Origin of the sequence: Pseudonocardia sp. HH130630-07, assembly GCF_001698125.1 — a bacterium.
Lineage (GTDB): Bacteria > Actinomycetota > Actinomycetes > Mycobacteriales > Pseudonocardiaceae > Pseudonocardia.
Window position 1 is genome coordinate 3,370,213 of the sequence record NZ_CP013854.1, and the last position, 14,081, is coordinate 3,384,293.

Below are 14,081 nucleotides of genomic sequence, written 5' to 3' on the forward strand. Positions count from 1 at the left end.
CCACACACGCCGTCGACTGACCGAGGATCGCCGCCGTGATCGCCGGGCAGTAGCGGCCCGGTCAGGGCCGATCGGCGAGCACCGCCGGGACTGGGGACCGGTCGGCAATGTGGCCGCGCAGCTTCGGCGACAGCAGGTCGGCGACGGCGAGCAGGTCGGCGTGCCGGTCGGCGAGCGGTATGCGGAGGATCGACTCGTTGTGCGCCGCACGGTTCCGGAGCCTGCGGAGGCGGTCGACCGGTTCGTGCACGGCGGTCCGGTCGGTGCCGCGGGGGAACGCACGGTGCAGGCGACGTCGCCAGACGGGGCCCTCGTGGCCAGCCGTGGTCAGCCCGGACCAGAACCCGAAATTCAGCTCGGCGACCACCTTGCCCGACGCCGGGCGTGCGCCGCCGCCGTTCCTGCGGGCCTTGTCGATCGCGATCGCGATCTCGTTCCGCGGCCACCAGTTCGCGTCCTTGCTGCCCCGGATACGCGCCGGGAAGTGCCGGGTCGGCTCGTACACCCAGTGCGGGTCCCCGGGCCGGTCGCGGGCGGAAAGCGCGCGGTCGTAGGCGTTCCGGAGCCCAACCTCGAGGTGTCCGATGTCGTGGAGGAACGCCGCGGCCGCGCGGGCGTTCCAGTCGTACAGTGCGAGGGCTCGGGCGCGGTCGCCGTCGGCCTCGGTGAGATAGACGGCGAACCGGGGTCGGGAAAGCCACTGCTCGATCCAGTCGCCGACGTCCACCACTCGCAGCCTCCCGTGTCCCGGTGTAGCATGGTTGGCGAATAGCCCCGGAAGCCTCTGACCCTCGTAGGTCACGCGACCGGGGCTTTGTACTGTGCGGCCCCGCCGATCTCGGTGCGGGGCCGGACTCATCGCCGGGATGATCACCTTCCCACGAGAGCCCTACTGCGGGGACGCGGTGGCTCCGTCACCACCGGCCCAATGCCCGCCGCCAGAACCGGCCGATCACGTAACCACGCGGCCACGCGGCCAGGGTCGCGGCCCGGCGGTCGGGCAGCACGTCGATCCGGCGGTGCGTGACCGGGTCGATCACCATGGTCATGTAGCGGCGTCCGCGACGCAGGGCGACGTCGTCGACGCTCAACACCGGGTGGTGTGGGAGTGGGCGGCTGCGGCAGCTGTCGAGGCCATGGCGCTGCGCGCTGTGAGCTGCGGGACGGAGCCGCTGGCGAGGGCCTCTTCGATGACCAGGGACGACAGCCCGGGGAACAGTGAGCCTTTTTCAACCTGACCAGCGAGCTTCTGCGTCAGGAGATCGCGAAGGTTGCAGCGCAACTGCTCTGACCACAGCTGCACAGGTCACCGGCTCGCCAGCTCGGCGTCTGCACCCACACAACCAGGCCCCTGAGCTGCCGGAACGGCAGGTTGAAAAAGGCTCAGTGCCTCTCCAAGAGCAGGATTGCACCAGCGGGATAGCGGGATGATCACAGAGCCAGCGCGCCACCCGAACGTGACGCGCCGCGGCACCACCGCACCTGTGCCAGAGCCGATTTTCTTCCAGGGCCTTCTTCTCGTGCGGAGATGTTGCATCCGATGCAACTCCGCAGCTTGACTGGCGCACGTGCAATATTCGAGACCTGCGGTATTCGGGTGGCGAGCCGGCCGCCCCTAGGGCGTGTCTCCCAAATAGGCGGACCGGGGTGCGCGATGCTTGATCGGTGCCGCGTACCGCTGTCCTGACTGATGCCCAGTGGGCCCGTCTGGCGCCGCTGTTGCCCTCCTCCGAGGGTCGTCGCGGGCGCCCGTTCCACTCACCAGCGGGCGGCCGTGCCCGTCAACGAGCTGGTGGATCTTCGTCGACAGCCCTCCGCGGGACCGTCCCAGCGCGTGATCTGCTGGTTCGGCGAGCAGATTCGTGTAGTTCGATCCGGCCCCCTGTGTCGCGCTTGAGGGTCGCGGCGTGCTGGTGGGCACGGATGATCGTGGAGTCCACGCTGACCGCCCACCCGAGCACCTCGGCGGCGTCGGCCTCGACCAGAAGAGCAGCCAGGATGTGGTCCCAGGTGCCGTCGCCGCTGTAGCGGCGGTGCCGCTTCCACAACGTCTGCCACGGCCCGAACTCGGCTGGGACGTCGCGCCAGGGAAGCCCGCACCGATACCGGTAGATGATCCCCTCGAGCACCCGGCGGTCATCGCGGAACGGGCACCCGCGACGACCCTCGGAGGAGGGCAACAGCGGCGCCAGACGGGCCCACTGGACATCAGTCAGGACAGCGGTACGCGGCACCGATCAAGCATCGCGCACCCCGGTCCGCCTATCTGGGAGACACGCCCTAGGCATGTCGCAGACGACGGTGTCGCGGGTGTGGCGGGCGTTCGGACTGGCGCCGCACAAGACCGACTCCTGGAAGCTGTCGAAAGATCCGTTGTTCGTGGACAAGGTCCGCGACGTCGTCGGTCTCTACCTCGACCCGCCCGAACGCGCGCTGGTGCTGTGTGTGGACGAGAAGACCCAGATCCAGGCTCTCGATCGCACCCAGCCCGTCTTTCCGATGCTGCCCGGCAGCCCGGCGCGGGCCAGCCACGACTACGTCCGCAACGGCACCTCGAGCCTCTACGCCGCCCTCGACATCACCACCGGCAAGGTCATCGGCTCCCTGCACGCCCGCCATCGGGCGGTCGAGTTCGGCAAGTTCCTGCGCACCCTCGACCGCGAAGTCCCCGCCGAGCTCGACGTGCACCTGGTGCTGGACAACGCCTCCACCCACAAGACCCCGGCGATCCGCCGCTGGCTGGCCGCTCACCCGCGGTTCGTCCTGCACTTCACCCCGACCAGTTCGTCATGGCTCAATCTCGTCGAGCGCTGGTTCGCCGAGCTGACCACGAAGAAGCTGCGGCGTTCCACCCACCGCTCGGTCCGCGCGCTCAACGCCGACGTCCGAGCCTGGATCAAGACCTGGAACGACGATCCCAAGCCCTACGTCTGGACCAAAACCGCCGACGAGATCCTCGACAGCGTCGCTCACTACTGCAAACGAATCACTGACTCAGGACACTAGTCCAGCCTGGCCACCTCCGACCACCACGACGTCCTCCACGCGACCATCAAGGCATACAAGGTCAAGTCACCGCCACATAGATTCCTCCGAATGCGGGCGGACGTGGCTCTGCTCCGCCCGTCGTCCATGATCATCGCTCAGATCGGCGCCACACGTTCAGCTCTATGGCTCACCACACGCAACGCCGGGACCTTGGTGTCGTGCCCGCGGCGCGCCGTCGGATCACCGGTTGCACGCCCGGCACGTGCTCTGACAGACCCTGCAAAAGCGACAGCGGTTTCGCCCAGTAGGCGCACCACGGTCGGACCCCCGAATCGTCTCGGCCCCGAGGGCCGAGAGACACACCCGGTCGCCGTATCGCGGACGTCGCATGCGGTTCCCCCGAGATCGTGGAGGGTTCTTATGCCGCGTCTCGGGTGAGGGCGGCGTTCTCGTAGTTGATCGGTGAGAGCCCGGCGGCGGCACTGTGTCGCCGCCGGTGGTTGTAGAAGCCGTAACACCAGTCGATGACCGCCGCCCGCGCCCTACTGATGGTGTCGAAGTCGTTGCGGGACAGCACTTCCCACTCCAGGCTGGAGAAGAACGCCTCCGCCGCGGCATTGTCGAAACACGACCCGACCCGGCCCATCGACTGACGGATGTCGAGCCGCCGACACAGAGCGGTGAACGCGCCCGCGGTGTAGGTCGACCCGCGGTCGGTGTGGAAGATCACCCCGGCGATTCGGTCCGCCCCGCCGCGGGCCGCCACCGCCATCCGGATCGCCGCACACGCCAGCTCGGCGTTCGGGTGCAGCCCCGTGGCCGCGCCGAGCAGCCGCCGCGAGTACAGGTCGATCACCGTGGCCAGATACAACTTCCCGGCCGCGGTGGGGATCTCGGTCATGTCCCCGACCCATCTGCGGTTCGGCTCGGCCGCAGTGAAACCCCGACGAAGCAGGTCCGGGAACTTCGGCGCCGTGCGGTCCTGGCGGGTCAGCCCGTTGTGCCGCTTGATCCGGCGGGCGACCAGGCCCTGGCGGCGCATCGAGTCCGCCACGGTCTTCTCCGACACCCGCCATCCGGCCTCACACAGGTCGGCGTGCAGACGGGGTGAGCCGTGTAGCCGCTGGGCGTCGTCGAACGCCACGGCCACGGCGGCGTCCAACGCGCAGCGGCGCTTCTCGGTCGCGGTGGCACCACCGTCGGAACGCGCGGCGCGGTCGAGCCACTTGTACAGCCAGGAGATCGACACCCCCAACAGGGCGCAGGCCAGCGTGTGCGGCACCCGGTGGAAGGTCCTCTGGTCGGCGATGAAACGGGCCACGCTCACTTCGTCGCCTCCTTGACCCACAGGACCACGGATCGCTTGAGGACATCACGCTCCATCCGCAGCTCGGCGTTCTCCGCGCGCAGCCGCTTGAGCTCCTCGACGCCGCCGCGAGACAGGCCCTCGGTGTCCTCGCGGGCCTCTCGTGCACGGGCCACCCAGTTGCCCAGCGTGCCCTCGTTGACCCCCAGGTCACGGGCGACCTGGGCGATCGGCTTGCCCGTCTCCTCCACGACCCGGACCGCTCCGTCACGGAACTCCCGGTCGTAGCGCTTCCGTACCTCTGGCATCGCTACCCCTTATAGCTGATGCCTCCCCGATCATGGGTGAACCGCACTTTGGCCTCGTGTCACCGGGCCGAAGCTCCATGAGTGGAGCCCGGGGGAGGGGTGAGCGCGGGGAATGTCGTGGCCGGTCGGGGCGTTGTGCGGGGCGTGAGTACAGCAGTGATGGAGGCGCCGCGGCCGGGCCCGGTCCGGCGCGGACGCGTACCCTCCGACGGGTCCGCAGTGCCGGTGGCCCGCACCGGCTCGCGGCTCGTGTCACTGGAGAGGGGACCGTTGTCAGATCAGCCGGACCAGTCCGGGGACCAGCAGCTCGGCGTGCCCGCCGAGGGTGCCACTGAGAGCGCCACCGAGGTCGGCGCCGACAGTGCCACCGAGGTCGGCGCCGCCGACAGCGCCACCGAGGTCGGCGCCGCCGACGCGGACGGCAACCGGGCGCCCGACGGCGAGTCCGTCGCCGACCGCACGGCGCGCTTCGAGCGGGACGCGATGCCCCTGCTCGACCAGCTCTACGGCGCGGCCCTGCGGATGACCCGCAACCCGGCCGACGCCGAGGACCTGGTGCAGGAGACGTTCCTCAAGGCGTACTCGGCGTTCGGCTCCTTCCGGCGCGGTACGAACCTGAAGGCCTGGCTCTACCGGATCCTGACCAACACCTACATCAACGGCTACCGCAAGCGGCAGCGCCAGCCGCTGCAGTCGCCGACCGACGAGATCACCGACTACCAGCTCGCGCAGGCGGGCGGGCACAGCTCGACCGGGCTGCGTTCGGCCGAGATGGAGGCGCTCGACGCGCTGCCGGACTCCGACGTCAAGGAGGCCCTGCAGGCGCTGCCGGAGGACTTCCGGATGGCGGTGTACCTGGCCGACGTCGAGGGGTTCGCCTACAAGGAGATCGCCGAGATCATGGGCACTCCGATCGGCACCGTGATGTCGCGGCTGCACCGCGGCCGCCGCCAGCTGCGCGACATGCTGACCGACGTCGCCCGCGACCGCGGTGTGGTGCGGGCCGGTGCCGGGCGCGGCGAGGACAACCAGGAGGTGACGGCGTCGTGAGCGCGCAGGACGTCCCGGACGACCGCAACCCGATGCTGCCCGACGGCGGGACCGACTGCAGCGAGGTGCTCGCCGAGGTCTGGATGTTCCTCGACCGCGAGTGCGACCAGCAGCGGCGGATGCTCCTGGAGCAGCACCTGCACGAGTGCGCTCCCTGCCTGGCCGAGTACGGCATCGACGAGAAGCTGAAGGCGCTGCTGGCCCGCAAGTGCGGCGGCGAGGCGGCACCCGAGTCGCTGAAGGACCGGCTGCGCACCCAGATCCGCTCGGCGGTGCTGGAGCAGGCCGAGGTCACGGTCGAGAGCGGGCCGGAGGGCACCAGCGTCTCGGTCGCGCACCGGCGCACGGAGTTCCGCGCCGAGGGCTGACGCGAAGACGACGAAGGGCGGGCACCCCGTGGGGTGCCCGCCCTTCGTCGTTCGCGCGGCGACTCAGGTGTTCGGCTTCTTGCCGTGGTTCGCCTTGTTCTTGGCGCGGTCGCGACGCTTGCGGGCACGCTTGGACATGACCGGCCTCCTTTCGTGTGCGGGAGTTCGTCCGCTGATTCTCGCATGTGGTGGGATGGGCGATCGTGACCACGCTGAGCGAGCTGCTCGCCGAACACACGACGATGGACGGCGAGACCGTCGACCACCTGCAACGGGTGGTCGGCGAGTGGCAACTGCTGGCCGACATGTCGTTCGCGGACTTCCTGCTGTGGGTGCCGCTCGACGACCTGGGTGCGGCCCTCGACCCGAGGTCCGGTGACGGCGCCCCGCGGTCGGCCACGGCGCAGTTCCTGTGCGTCGCCCAGGCCCGCCCGACCACCGCGCCCACCGCGCACCCGGACGACGTCGTCGGCCGCCGGGCGGCGGCGGTCGAGGTCGGCCAGGTGCGGCGGGCGGTCCAGGAGGGCCGCATCTGCCGCGACGACGACCCGCGCTGGCACCTGGAGGTCCCGGTCCGCCGGGAGACGATCCCGGTCCGGCACCAGGGGCGCACCGTGGCCGTGCTGTCCCGCGACACCAACCTCTCGACGCCGCGGGTGCCGTCGCCGCTGGAGATCGCCTATCTCGGCAGCGCGTCGGACCTGTGCCAGATGATCGTCGACGGCACGTTCCCGCCGCAGTCCGGGCCGCCCGGCAGCGCCGAGGGGAGCCCTCGGGCCGGCGACGGGCTGGTCCGGCTCGACGTGCACGGCAACGTCGCCTACGCCAGCCCGAACGCGCTGTCGGCCTACCACCGCATGGGCCACGCGAGCGACGTCGCGGGCGCCGATCTCGCGACCGTCACCAAGGTCCTGGTGCTGGACCCGTTCGACGCCAAGGAGGTCGCCGAGCGGATCACCGCGGCCCTGGACGGGACGCCGTCGACCCGGCTGGAGGTGAAGGGCCGGCGGGCGACGATGCTGGTGCGGGCCCTGCCGCTGCGCCCGCGCGGCGATCCCGCCGGTGCGCTGGTGCTGGTCCGGGACGTCACCGACCTGCGCCGCCGGGACGCCGCGCTGATGTCGAAGGACGCCACCATCCGGGAGATCCACCACCGGGTGAAGAACAACCTGCAGACGGTCGCGGCGCTGCTGCGCATGCAGGCGCGCCGCAGCGAGTACCCCGAGGCGGGGCAGGCGCTGGAGGAGTCCGTCCGCCGGGTCACCTCGATCGCACTGGTGCACGAGGCTCTGGCCTACTCGGTGGCCGAGGTCGTGGAGCTCGACGAGCTGCTGCCGAAGGTGCTCCCGGCGATCCGGGACGGGGCCACCACCGAGGCCAGGGCCAGGGTCCGGGTGGAGACGGGCTTCGGTGCGCTCCCCGCGGCCAAGGCGACCCCGCTCGTCCTCGTGCTCGCCGAGCTCGTGCACAACGCGCTGGCGCACGCCTACGACCCCGGGGCCGCGGGAGAGGTCGTGGTCAGCCCGCGGCGGTCCGCGAGCCGGCTGGAGGTCTCGGTGGCCGACGACGGCCACGGCATGCCGCCGGAGTTCGACGTGGAGAAGTCGAAGGGGCTGGGCCTGCAGATCGTCCGCACCCTGCTGAGCTCGGAGCTGGAGGCGACCATCTCCGTCTCCGACCGCGACGGCGGCGGGACGGTCGCGGCGATCCGGGTCCCGCTGGGCGGGTCGTGACGCCGGTACCGGTGGCCGGGGACGGGGCGGCGGCGAGGCAAGGACGTCGCCGTTCGTGGTCCCCGGGCGGTCGCCCCGGTGCGCCGGGTGACCGTCGTCGCTACAGCGGGTGACCCGGGGCGTCGACGAACGGCCCGGACAGAGGGGATACCCTCGGACCGTGACCGTTGATCCCGGTGCCGAGGTCGCGCCGGCACCGTGGTGGACGAGTCACCCGGGGCGGCAGATCGCCCCGAACGCACCTCGGGCCCGTGGCCGGTGGCATCCGGCTACGGGCCCGAGGGCGGGGAGCTACTTCTCGATGTGCCTTATGCGGTGCGAGCGCGCGGGCGGGTGCTGCGCCGCTTCAGGGCGCGACGCTCGTCCTCGCTCATGCCGCCCCATACGCCGGCATCCTGGCCGGACTCGAGGGCCCACTGCAGGCACGACTCGGTGACCGGGCAGCGCCGGCACACGCTCTTCGCCTCCGCGATCTGCATCAGGGCGGGGCCGCTGGTGCCGACCGGGAAGAAGAGCTCCGGGTCCTCGTCGCGGCAGATCGCGTCGTGACGCCAGTCCATGTTCGCCTTCTCCTCTGGTGCGCGATCGGGGTCGCGCCGATCGTCGTCTTCTTTACGTGCATGTTTCGCAGCTTGTGAATACTTTCACGAGCTCGGTTCGTCCTCAATGGGATACCGATCGCCGTAAACGTGAGGGGCCTCATAGCCACCCACGCACGGCAGACCAGTGCCCGGGACATCAGGACTCCGGGCCGGTTCCTGGCTCCAGTGTCCTCGCCGTGCACGGACTCGGCCACCCGAATCCGTGTAAAGCCGGACACTCTCGCCCCGGTCCGGCCCCTGCGGGCCGACACCGTGCCGAACCGGATCCTGCAGGTCTGGGCCTCGTTCACCCCTACCCGTACGAGCTGCGCTGCTCGTGATCCCTCGCTTGCGTAGGGACCACCTTGGATCAACCGTTCGCGGTGGTGTAAGCCCCAACGGGACCGACGGTCCGCTCACATCGGTGAATGGCGGGGTTGCTCACTCCGCCGTGTGAGAGGGCCCGCACGGGGCGCGACGAACCGCCCGTCTCACACGACGACGCGTAACGCTCCCGCCACGCTGAGGAATTCCACGTCGGTCCGCATCCCGAGGTGGTCGCCGTCCAGCTGCAGCGCCAGCGGCCGCTCGGAGGTGATCCTGACCTGCGGGACGGCGTCGTGCCGGACGATCGAGCGCCCGTGCGGGTCACCGTCGGCGGACAGGATCTGCCGCAGGGTGGAGGCGATCGTCGCCGGACTCAGCCCGGTGAGCGCGAACAGGCCCAGGCCGCTGCCGAACGACGAGCGCGGGTTCGTCCGCACCGCGCGCCCGGACAGGTAGGTCCACGGGTCGGTGTTCGACACGAACGCCAGCTTGACCCCCTCCAGCGGCGCGGCACCGGGGATGTCGACCGTCATCGACGGCGGCCGGCGCAGCTGGGCGAGGTACTGGGCGATCGCCGTCACCGCGTACCGGCCGGGGCTGGCCTCGTGCCCCTGCGCCCTGGCCCGCTCGACCGCGGCGACGACCTCGGCGTCCCAACCCATGCCGGCGTTGAAGGTGAACCAGCGGTCGTCGGCGTGCCCGAGACCGACCAGCCTGCGCCGGCGCCGGGCCAGCGCGTCCAGCACCTGGCCGGTCGCGTCGACCGGGTCGCGGGGCAGGTCCAGCGCCCTGGCGAAGACGTTCGCCGAGCCGCCGGGGACCACGGCGAGCATCGCGGTGGCGTCCGGATCGGGGCGGGGCGGGCCGGTGCCGCTGCCGGTCTGGGCGGCCAGGAGCCCGTTCACCACCTCGTTGACCGTGCCGTCGCCGCCGAGGGCCACGACCAGCTCCACGCCGTCGGCGACCGCGGCCGCCGTCGCCTCCGCGGCGTGGCCGCGGTAGCGGGTCTGGAGCACGTCCAGCTTCAGCTCGCTGGCGAGTGCCTTGGTCAGGACGTCCCGGCCGGCGGCGGTGGTGGACGTGGCCTGGGGGTTGACCACGAGCATCGCGCGCACGGGCCGAACTCTAACGACCCGGGTCGCGCCTATCCTCGACACCGTGGCATCCGAACAGCGCAAGGGCGTCCGGGTACCGGAGAACGTGCGGGTCTCCGGCGTCCTGGTGATGGTGCAGGGCCTGGCCGGGATCGTGGTGTCGGTCGTGCTGGCGGTCCGCGCGATCGGCGCCGGGGACGCCCGCGGCTACTACGGCATCGCCGAGGCCGGCATCTTCCTGCTGATGGCCGGCGGCCTCGCCGCGGTCGGCTACGGGCTCTACCGCGGGGTGCACGGCTGCCGGACGCCGGCGATCGTCGTCCAGCTCCTGCTGTTCCCGGTGATCTACTACGTGCTCGGCCCGAGCCGGCAGCTGCTGTGGGGCATCGTCTGCGGGCTGTTCGTGCTGTTCACGTTCCTCATGCTGATCAGCGAGCAGACCCGGCGGTGGTCGATGGGCGACGAGTACCCGGACTGAGCGGCCGGCCGGACCGGCGGGCTCCGGGGGCCGGGCGCCGACGGGGCGGACGCCGGGGCCCCGGTCGTGGCGGTCAGCGGGCGGCGAGCCCGGTGAGCGGGGCACCGGTCAGCCGGTAGGTCGTCCAGCCCTCGTTCGGGGTGGCGCCGATCGCGCGGTAGAAGCCGATCGCCGGTGCGTTCCAGTCGAGCACGTTCCACTCCAGGCGGGCCCAGCCGTTGCGGGTGCACTCGGCGGCGAGCGCGGCCAGCAGCCGGGCGCCGTGACCGTCGCCGCGGTGGGCGGGGGAGACGTAGAGGTCCTCCAGGTGGATGCCCGCGACGCCCTCCCAGGTGGAGAACGTGCGGAACCAGATCGCGACCCCGACCACGTCACCGACCACGTCACCGACCACGTCACCGGCCACGTCACCGCCCGCGGCCACGGCGACGTGCGCCGCGGCGACCGGGTCGTCACCGAACAGCGCGGTGTCCAGCTGCCCCGCGGTCAGCCCGCACTCCCCGGCGGCCTTCTCGTACTCGGCCAGCTCGTGCACCAGCCGCACCATCGCGGGGACGTCGGCCGGACCCGCCGGTCGCACGGTGCCGGTGCTCACGCGCTGCCCGTCGGTCGCTGGTTGACGTGGTCGAGCCGCGGGACGCCGCGCTCGTGACCGAGCACGGTGACCCCGGCCGGGTCCATCCGGAAGTGCACCCCGCCGCTCGCCGGGAGGCCGATCCAGCGCGCGGTCAGCACCCGGGAGAAGTGGCCGTGGCCCACCAGCACGACGTCGCCGTCGTCGAGCAGCGGGCGGATCCCGGCCAGGACCGCGTCGGCCCGGGCGCAGACGTCGTCGGCGGTCTCCCCGCCCGGCCACGGGCCGTCCCAGACCGTCCAGCCGGGCAGGTCCTCGCGGATCTCCGGGGTGGTGCGGCCCTCGCCGTCGCCGTAGTCCCACTCGGAGAGCCGCTCGTCGACGGAGTCGACCCGCAGCCCGGCCAGCTCGGCGGTGTCCCGCGCGCGCGTGCGCGGGGAGCAGAGGACGCGGGCCGGTGGTTCGGCGTGCCGGACCAGCGCCAGCGCGTCCCGCACGCTGTGCGCGGCGGCCCGGCCCGCCCCGGTCAGCGGGATGTCGGTGCGGCCGGTGTGCTTGCCGGTCCGCGACCACTCGGTCTCGCCGTGGCGCAGGAGCAGGACCCGGCCGTAGGGGTCGGTTTCGGGGCTCACGACGTAGACCGTAGCCGCGGACGGCGGCGGGCACCGTCCGTTCCGGATCGCCCGGTCGGACCACGGGTCCACCCGTACGAGACGTGACAGGGCCGCGCCGGTGCCGTTGGCTCGGCACCGAACCCCGTCCCCGCCCGAGGAGTCCCATGACGCAGCAGCCCCGCCGCACCGCGCGGCGGATCGCCGGGCTGGGGGCCGCGGCCGACCTGGCCGTCGCCGTCCTGGTCGTCCCCGCCGTCGCGGGAACGGCCGCCGCGCAGCCGGCGCCCGGCGCGGTCGGCCCGGGCGTCCGGCTGGTGACCCCGCTCGGCGAGGTCGCCGAGCTGTGCACGGCGAACTTCCTGTTCGACGGGGGCGGCACGCTCTACCTCGGCGCGGCGGCGCACTGCACCGGGACCGAGGACTCGACGGGCTCGGTGAACGGGTGTGTGGAGCCGGTGCAGCCCGAGGGCACCGAGGTCCGGATCGAGGGGCGGGACGGGCGCACCTACACCGGCACCCTGGCCTACAACTCGTGGGTCACGATGCAGGACATCGGCGAGGACGACCCGGCGGCCTGCTCGTTCAACGACTTCGCGCTGATCGAGCTGAGCCCGGAGGCCGCGGCGGCGGCCGACCCGACCGTCCCGGGGTTCGGCGGCCCGGTCGGGCTGGAGGTCGGCGGCACCCGCAGCGGCGAGACCGTCTACAGCCACCAGCCCAACCAGCTCGCCGCGACGCCGAACAAGCAGGGCGTCAGCCTCGGCCGCCCGGAGAGCCCGCGGATGCACGTGGTCGTGACGGCACCGCCCGGGGTACCCGGCGACTCCGGATCGGGGTACCTCGACTCCGAGGGCAGGGCGTTCGGCGTGCTGTCCAGCCTGCTGGCGCCGACGACGGCGAACGGCGTCACCGACATCGCCCAGGCCCTCGACTACGCCATGACCTACGGCGGGATCGACGACGTGCGGCTGGTGCCGGGCACCCGTCCGTTCACCCCGGGCCGGACGGCGCAGCCGATGACCGAGCTCCCCTCCGGCCCGCAGCTGCCGGACAGCCCGCTGCCGGAGCTGACGCCCTCGCCGCTGCGCTGAGGCCCCGGGCCGGTGACCTGCAGTGAATCCGTACGTACGTTCTGTGCCGACGCCCACTCCGGCCGGTCGGACCGCCGGGCCCCGGGCGTACCGGCGGTAGGGTCGCCCGCAACCCAGACAGCCGTGTCCCGCGCCGGAGCCGTATCCGGTCCCTGGCGAGCGGGATGGCCGTCCGGCACCGGTGAACCGGCCGACGACACCCGCGGCCCCCGGTGCAACGGCACGCGCCCGCTCCGCCGGGCGCCGCTCACCCCTACCCGTTCCACTGGAGCCATTCATGACGCTCGCCCAGGACCGCCCGGCCGTCCCCGCCCGTGACGAGGTGTTCGGCGCGCACGAGGGCGGCAAGCTCGCGACCGGGCTGACCGCGCCGCTGGCCGACGCGCACGACCTGTCGATCGCCTACACCCCCGGCGTGGCGGACGTCTGCCGGGCGATCGCCGACGACGCCGCGCTCGCCTCCCGCTACACCTGGGCGCACCGGCTGGTCGCCGTGGTCAGCGACGGCACCGCGGTGCTCGGGCTCGGCGACATCGGCCCGCGGGCCTCGTTGCCGGTGATGGAGGGCAAGTCGGCGCTGTTCAAGACGTTCGCCGGGCTCGACTCGATCCCGCTGGTGCTCGACACCACCGACGTCGACGAGATCGTCGAGACCCTGGTCCGGCTGCGCCCGACCTTCGGTGCGGTGAACCTCGAGGACGTCTCGGCACCGCGCTGCTTCGAGCTGGAGCGCCGGCTGATCGAGGCGCTGGACTGCCCGGTCATGCACGACGACCAGCACGGGACGGCGGTCGTCCTGCTCGCGGCGCTGCAGGGTGCCTGCCGGGTCCAGGACCGTGCGGTGACCGATCTGCGGGTCGTCGTGTCCGGTGCCGGGGCCGCCGGGATCGCCTGCGCGCGGATCCTGCTCGCGGCCGGGGCGTCCGACGTCGTGCTGGTGGACTCGCGGGGGATCGTCGACGCCGGGCGGGGCGGGGTGAAGGCCGAGCTGGCCGCGGTGACGAACCCGCGCGGCGTGACCGGCGGGATCGCCGAGGCGCTGGCCGGGGCGGACGTGTTCGTCGGGCTCTCCAGCGCCCGGCTGCCGGAGGAGCTGCTGGCCACGATGGCGCCCGGCGGGATGGTCTTCGCACTGTCCAACCCCGACCCCGAGGTCCACCCGGACGTCGCGGCGCGGCACGCGGCGATCGTCGCGACCGGGCGCAGCGACTTCCCGAACCAGATCAACAACGTGCTGGCCTTCCCGGGGATCTTCCGGGGCGCGCTGGACGCGGGGGCCCGCCGGATCACCGACCGGATGAAGGTGGCCGCGGCACAGGCCATCGCCGGGGTCGGCGCCGACGAGCTGTCGCCGACCCGGATCGTGCCCGGCCCGTTCGACCCGCGGGTGGCACCGGCCGTGGCGGCGGCGGTGGCGCAGGCGGCCGGGGAGGGCTGAGGCCCGGCCGGCGCGACGCCCGATGTGACGGGTGTGCACAAGTCGGCACGGACGGTCACGAACCGTGCCCGTGACGACCGTGCGGCGAACGGTACATCGCGCTGTGAGCGGTCGGACACGCAGCGTTGATC

16 protein-coding genes and 1 pseudogene are annotated in these 14,081 nt (G+C 72.3%); 7 read left to right on the forward strand and 10 right to left on the reverse strand.

Annotated features, from left to right (window positions below; translation table 11 throughout):
* Positions 1-61: 61 nt before the first annotated feature.
* The 3 genes from AFB00_RS16395 to AFB00_RS16410 form a co-directional block, all read right to left on the reverse strand.
* On the reverse strand, positions 62-727 hold the full coding sequence (locus AFB00_RS16395) for a hypothetical protein (protein WP_231973955.1): 666 nt from the start codon (positions 725-727) through the stop codon (positions 62-64).
* A gap of 187 nt (positions 728-914) precedes the next feature.
* The gene (locus AFB00_RS34080; RefSeq protein ID WP_197519555.1) at positions 915-1,091 is read right to left on the reverse strand and encodes a transposase; all 177 of its coding nucleotides are present in this window, start codon (positions 1,089-1,091) and stop codon (positions 915-917) included.
* A 690-nt stretch (positions 1,092-1,781) separates the two neighbouring features.
* Positions 1,782-2,234: an IS5 family transposase gene (locus AFB00_RS16410; RefSeq protein WP_083276061.1), complete on the reverse strand. Its 453-nt coding sequence runs from the start codon at positions 2,232-2,234 to the stop codon at positions 1,782-1,784.
* Between the two features lie 46 nt (positions 2,235-2,280).
* Between AFB00_RS16410 and AFB00_RS16415 the strand changes: the two are divergent.
* Positions 2,281-3,006 (forward strand): annotated as a pseudogene (locus AFB00_RS16415) (IS630 family transposase); the annotation flags it as partial.
* 400 nt (positions 3,007-3,406) lie between these two features.
* Here AFB00_RS16415 and AFB00_RS16420 read toward each other — a convergent pair.
* Together AFB00_RS16420 and AFB00_RS16425 are read right to left on the reverse strand one after the other, a co-directional pair.
* On the reverse strand, positions 3,407-4,315 hold the full coding sequence (locus AFB00_RS16420) for an IS3 family transposase (protein WP_060710839.1): 909 nt from the start codon (positions 4,313-4,315) through the stop codon (positions 3,407-3,409).
* Positions 4,312-4,602, reverse strand: a complete 291-nt coding sequence (locus AFB00_RS16425) for a transposase (RefSeq protein ID WP_060710840.1) — start codon at positions 4,600-4,602, stop codon at positions 4,312-4,314. Before AFB00_RS16425 ends, AFB00_RS16420 begins: the two co-directional genes overlap by 4 nt.
* A gap of 270 nt (positions 4,603-4,872) precedes the next feature.
* Between AFB00_RS16425 and AFB00_RS16430 the strand changes: the two genes are divergently transcribed.
* Both AFB00_RS16430 and rsrA read left to right on the forward strand, forming a co-directional pair.
* The gene (locus AFB00_RS16430) at positions 4,873-5,652 is read left to right on the forward strand and encodes a sigma-70 family RNA polymerase sigma factor (protein WP_231973956.1); all 780 of its coding nucleotides are present in this window, start codon (positions 4,873-4,875) and stop codon (positions 5,650-5,652) included.
* A gap of 32 nt (positions 5,653-5,684) precedes the next feature.
* Complete coding sequence (gene rsrA, locus AFB00_RS16435) at positions 5,685-6,020, forward strand: mycothiol system anti-sigma-R factor (protein ID WP_068800372.1); 336 nt, start codon at positions 5,685-5,687, stop codon at positions 6,018-6,020.
* A 63-nt stretch (positions 6,021-6,083) separates the two neighbouring features.
* Here rsrA and AFB00_RS36240 read toward each other — a convergent pair whose 3' ends face one another.
* A complete protein-coding gene (locus AFB00_RS36240; protein ID WP_370589081.1) occupies positions 6,084-6,158 on the reverse strand; it encodes a 50S ribosomal protein bL37 in 75 nt (24 codons plus the stop codon).
* A gap of 65 nt (positions 6,159-6,223) precedes the next feature.
* On the opposite strand from AFB00_RS36240, the gene AFB00_RS16440 reads away from it, so the two are divergent.
* A complete protein-coding gene (locus AFB00_RS16440) occupies positions 6,224-7,753 on the forward strand; it encodes a sensor histidine kinase (RefSeq protein ID WP_068800373.1) in 1,530 nt (509 codons plus the stop codon).
* 308 nt (positions 7,754-8,061) lie between these two features.
* Here AFB00_RS16440 and AFB00_RS16445 read toward each other — a convergent pair whose 3' ends face one another.
* Together AFB00_RS16445 and AFB00_RS16450 are read right to left on the reverse strand one after the other, a co-directional pair.
* Entirely contained in the window at positions 8,062-8,313 is a 252-nt protein-coding gene (locus AFB00_RS16445; protein ID WP_043277332.1) for a WhiB family transcriptional regulator, read from the reverse strand.
* Positions 8,314-8,825: 512 nt separating this feature from the next.
* Positions 8,826-9,776 (reverse strand): diacylglycerol/lipid kinase family protein, encoded by a 951-nt coding sequence (locus AFB00_RS16450; protein ID WP_068797972.1) that lies wholly within the window; start codon positions 9,774-9,776, stop codon positions 8,826-8,828.
* A gap of 43 nt (positions 9,777-9,819) precedes the next feature.
* Between AFB00_RS16450 and AFB00_RS16455 the strand changes: the two genes are divergently transcribed.
* A complete protein-coding gene (locus AFB00_RS16455) occupies positions 9,820-10,233 on the forward strand; it encodes a hypothetical protein (protein ID WP_068797973.1) in 414 nt (137 codons plus the stop codon).
* A gap of 73 nt (positions 10,234-10,306) precedes the next feature.
* On the opposite strand, the gene AFB00_RS16460 is transcribed toward AFB00_RS16455, so the two are convergent.
* Both AFB00_RS16460 and AFB00_RS16465 read right to left on the reverse strand, forming a co-directional pair.
* Positions 10,307-10,780: a GNAT family N-acetyltransferase gene (locus tag AFB00_RS16460; RefSeq protein WP_068800374.1), complete on the reverse strand. Its 474-nt coding sequence runs from the start codon at positions 10,778-10,780 to the stop codon at positions 10,307-10,309.
* A gap of 44 nt (positions 10,781-10,824) precedes the next feature.
* Positions 10,825-11,439, reverse strand: coding sequence for a histidine phosphatase family protein (locus AFB00_RS16465; protein WP_068800375.1), 615 nt, complete (start codon positions 11,437-11,439; stop codon positions 10,825-10,827).
* Positions 11,440-11,585: 146 nt separating this feature from the next.
* On the opposite strand from AFB00_RS16465, the gene AFB00_RS16470 reads away from it, so the two are divergent.
* Both AFB00_RS16470 and AFB00_RS16475 read left to right on the forward strand, forming a co-directional pair.
* Entirely contained in the window at positions 11,586-12,512 is a 927-nt protein-coding gene (locus tag AFB00_RS16470) for a hypothetical protein (protein WP_068797974.1), read from the forward strand.
* A 277-nt stretch (positions 12,513-12,789) separates the two neighbouring features.
* Complete coding sequence (locus AFB00_RS16475) at positions 12,790-13,950, forward strand: NAD(P)-dependent malic enzyme (protein WP_068797975.1); 1,161 nt, start codon at positions 12,790-12,792, stop codon at positions 13,948-13,950.
* Positions 13,951-14,081: the final 131 nt, after the last annotated feature.

Coding starts and splice junctions, on each gene's coding strand:
- AFB00_RS16425 (WP_060710840.1), bottom strand. CDS start 4,602: ATGCCAGAGGTACGGAAGCGCTACGACCGGGAGTTCCGTGACGGAGCG.
- rsrA (WP_068800372.1), top strand. CDS start 5,685: ATGCTGCCCGACGGCGGGACCGACTGCAGCGAGGTGCTCGCCGAGGTC.
- AFB00_RS16445 (WP_043277332.1), bottom strand. CDS start 8,313: ATGGACTGGCGTCACGACGCGATCTGCCGCGACGAGGACCCGGAGCTC.
- AFB00_RS16460 (WP_068800374.1), bottom strand. CDS start 10,780: ATGGTGCGGCTGGTGCACGAGCTGGCCGAGTACGAGAAGGCCGCCGGG.
- AFB00_RS16470 (WP_068797974.1), top strand. CDS start 11,586: ATGACGCAGCAGCCCCGCCGCACCGCGCGGCGGATCGCCGGGCTGGGG.
- AFB00_RS16475 (WP_068797975.1), top strand. CDS start 12,790: ATGACGCTCGCCCAGGACCGCCCGGCCGTCCCCGCCCGTGACGAGGTG.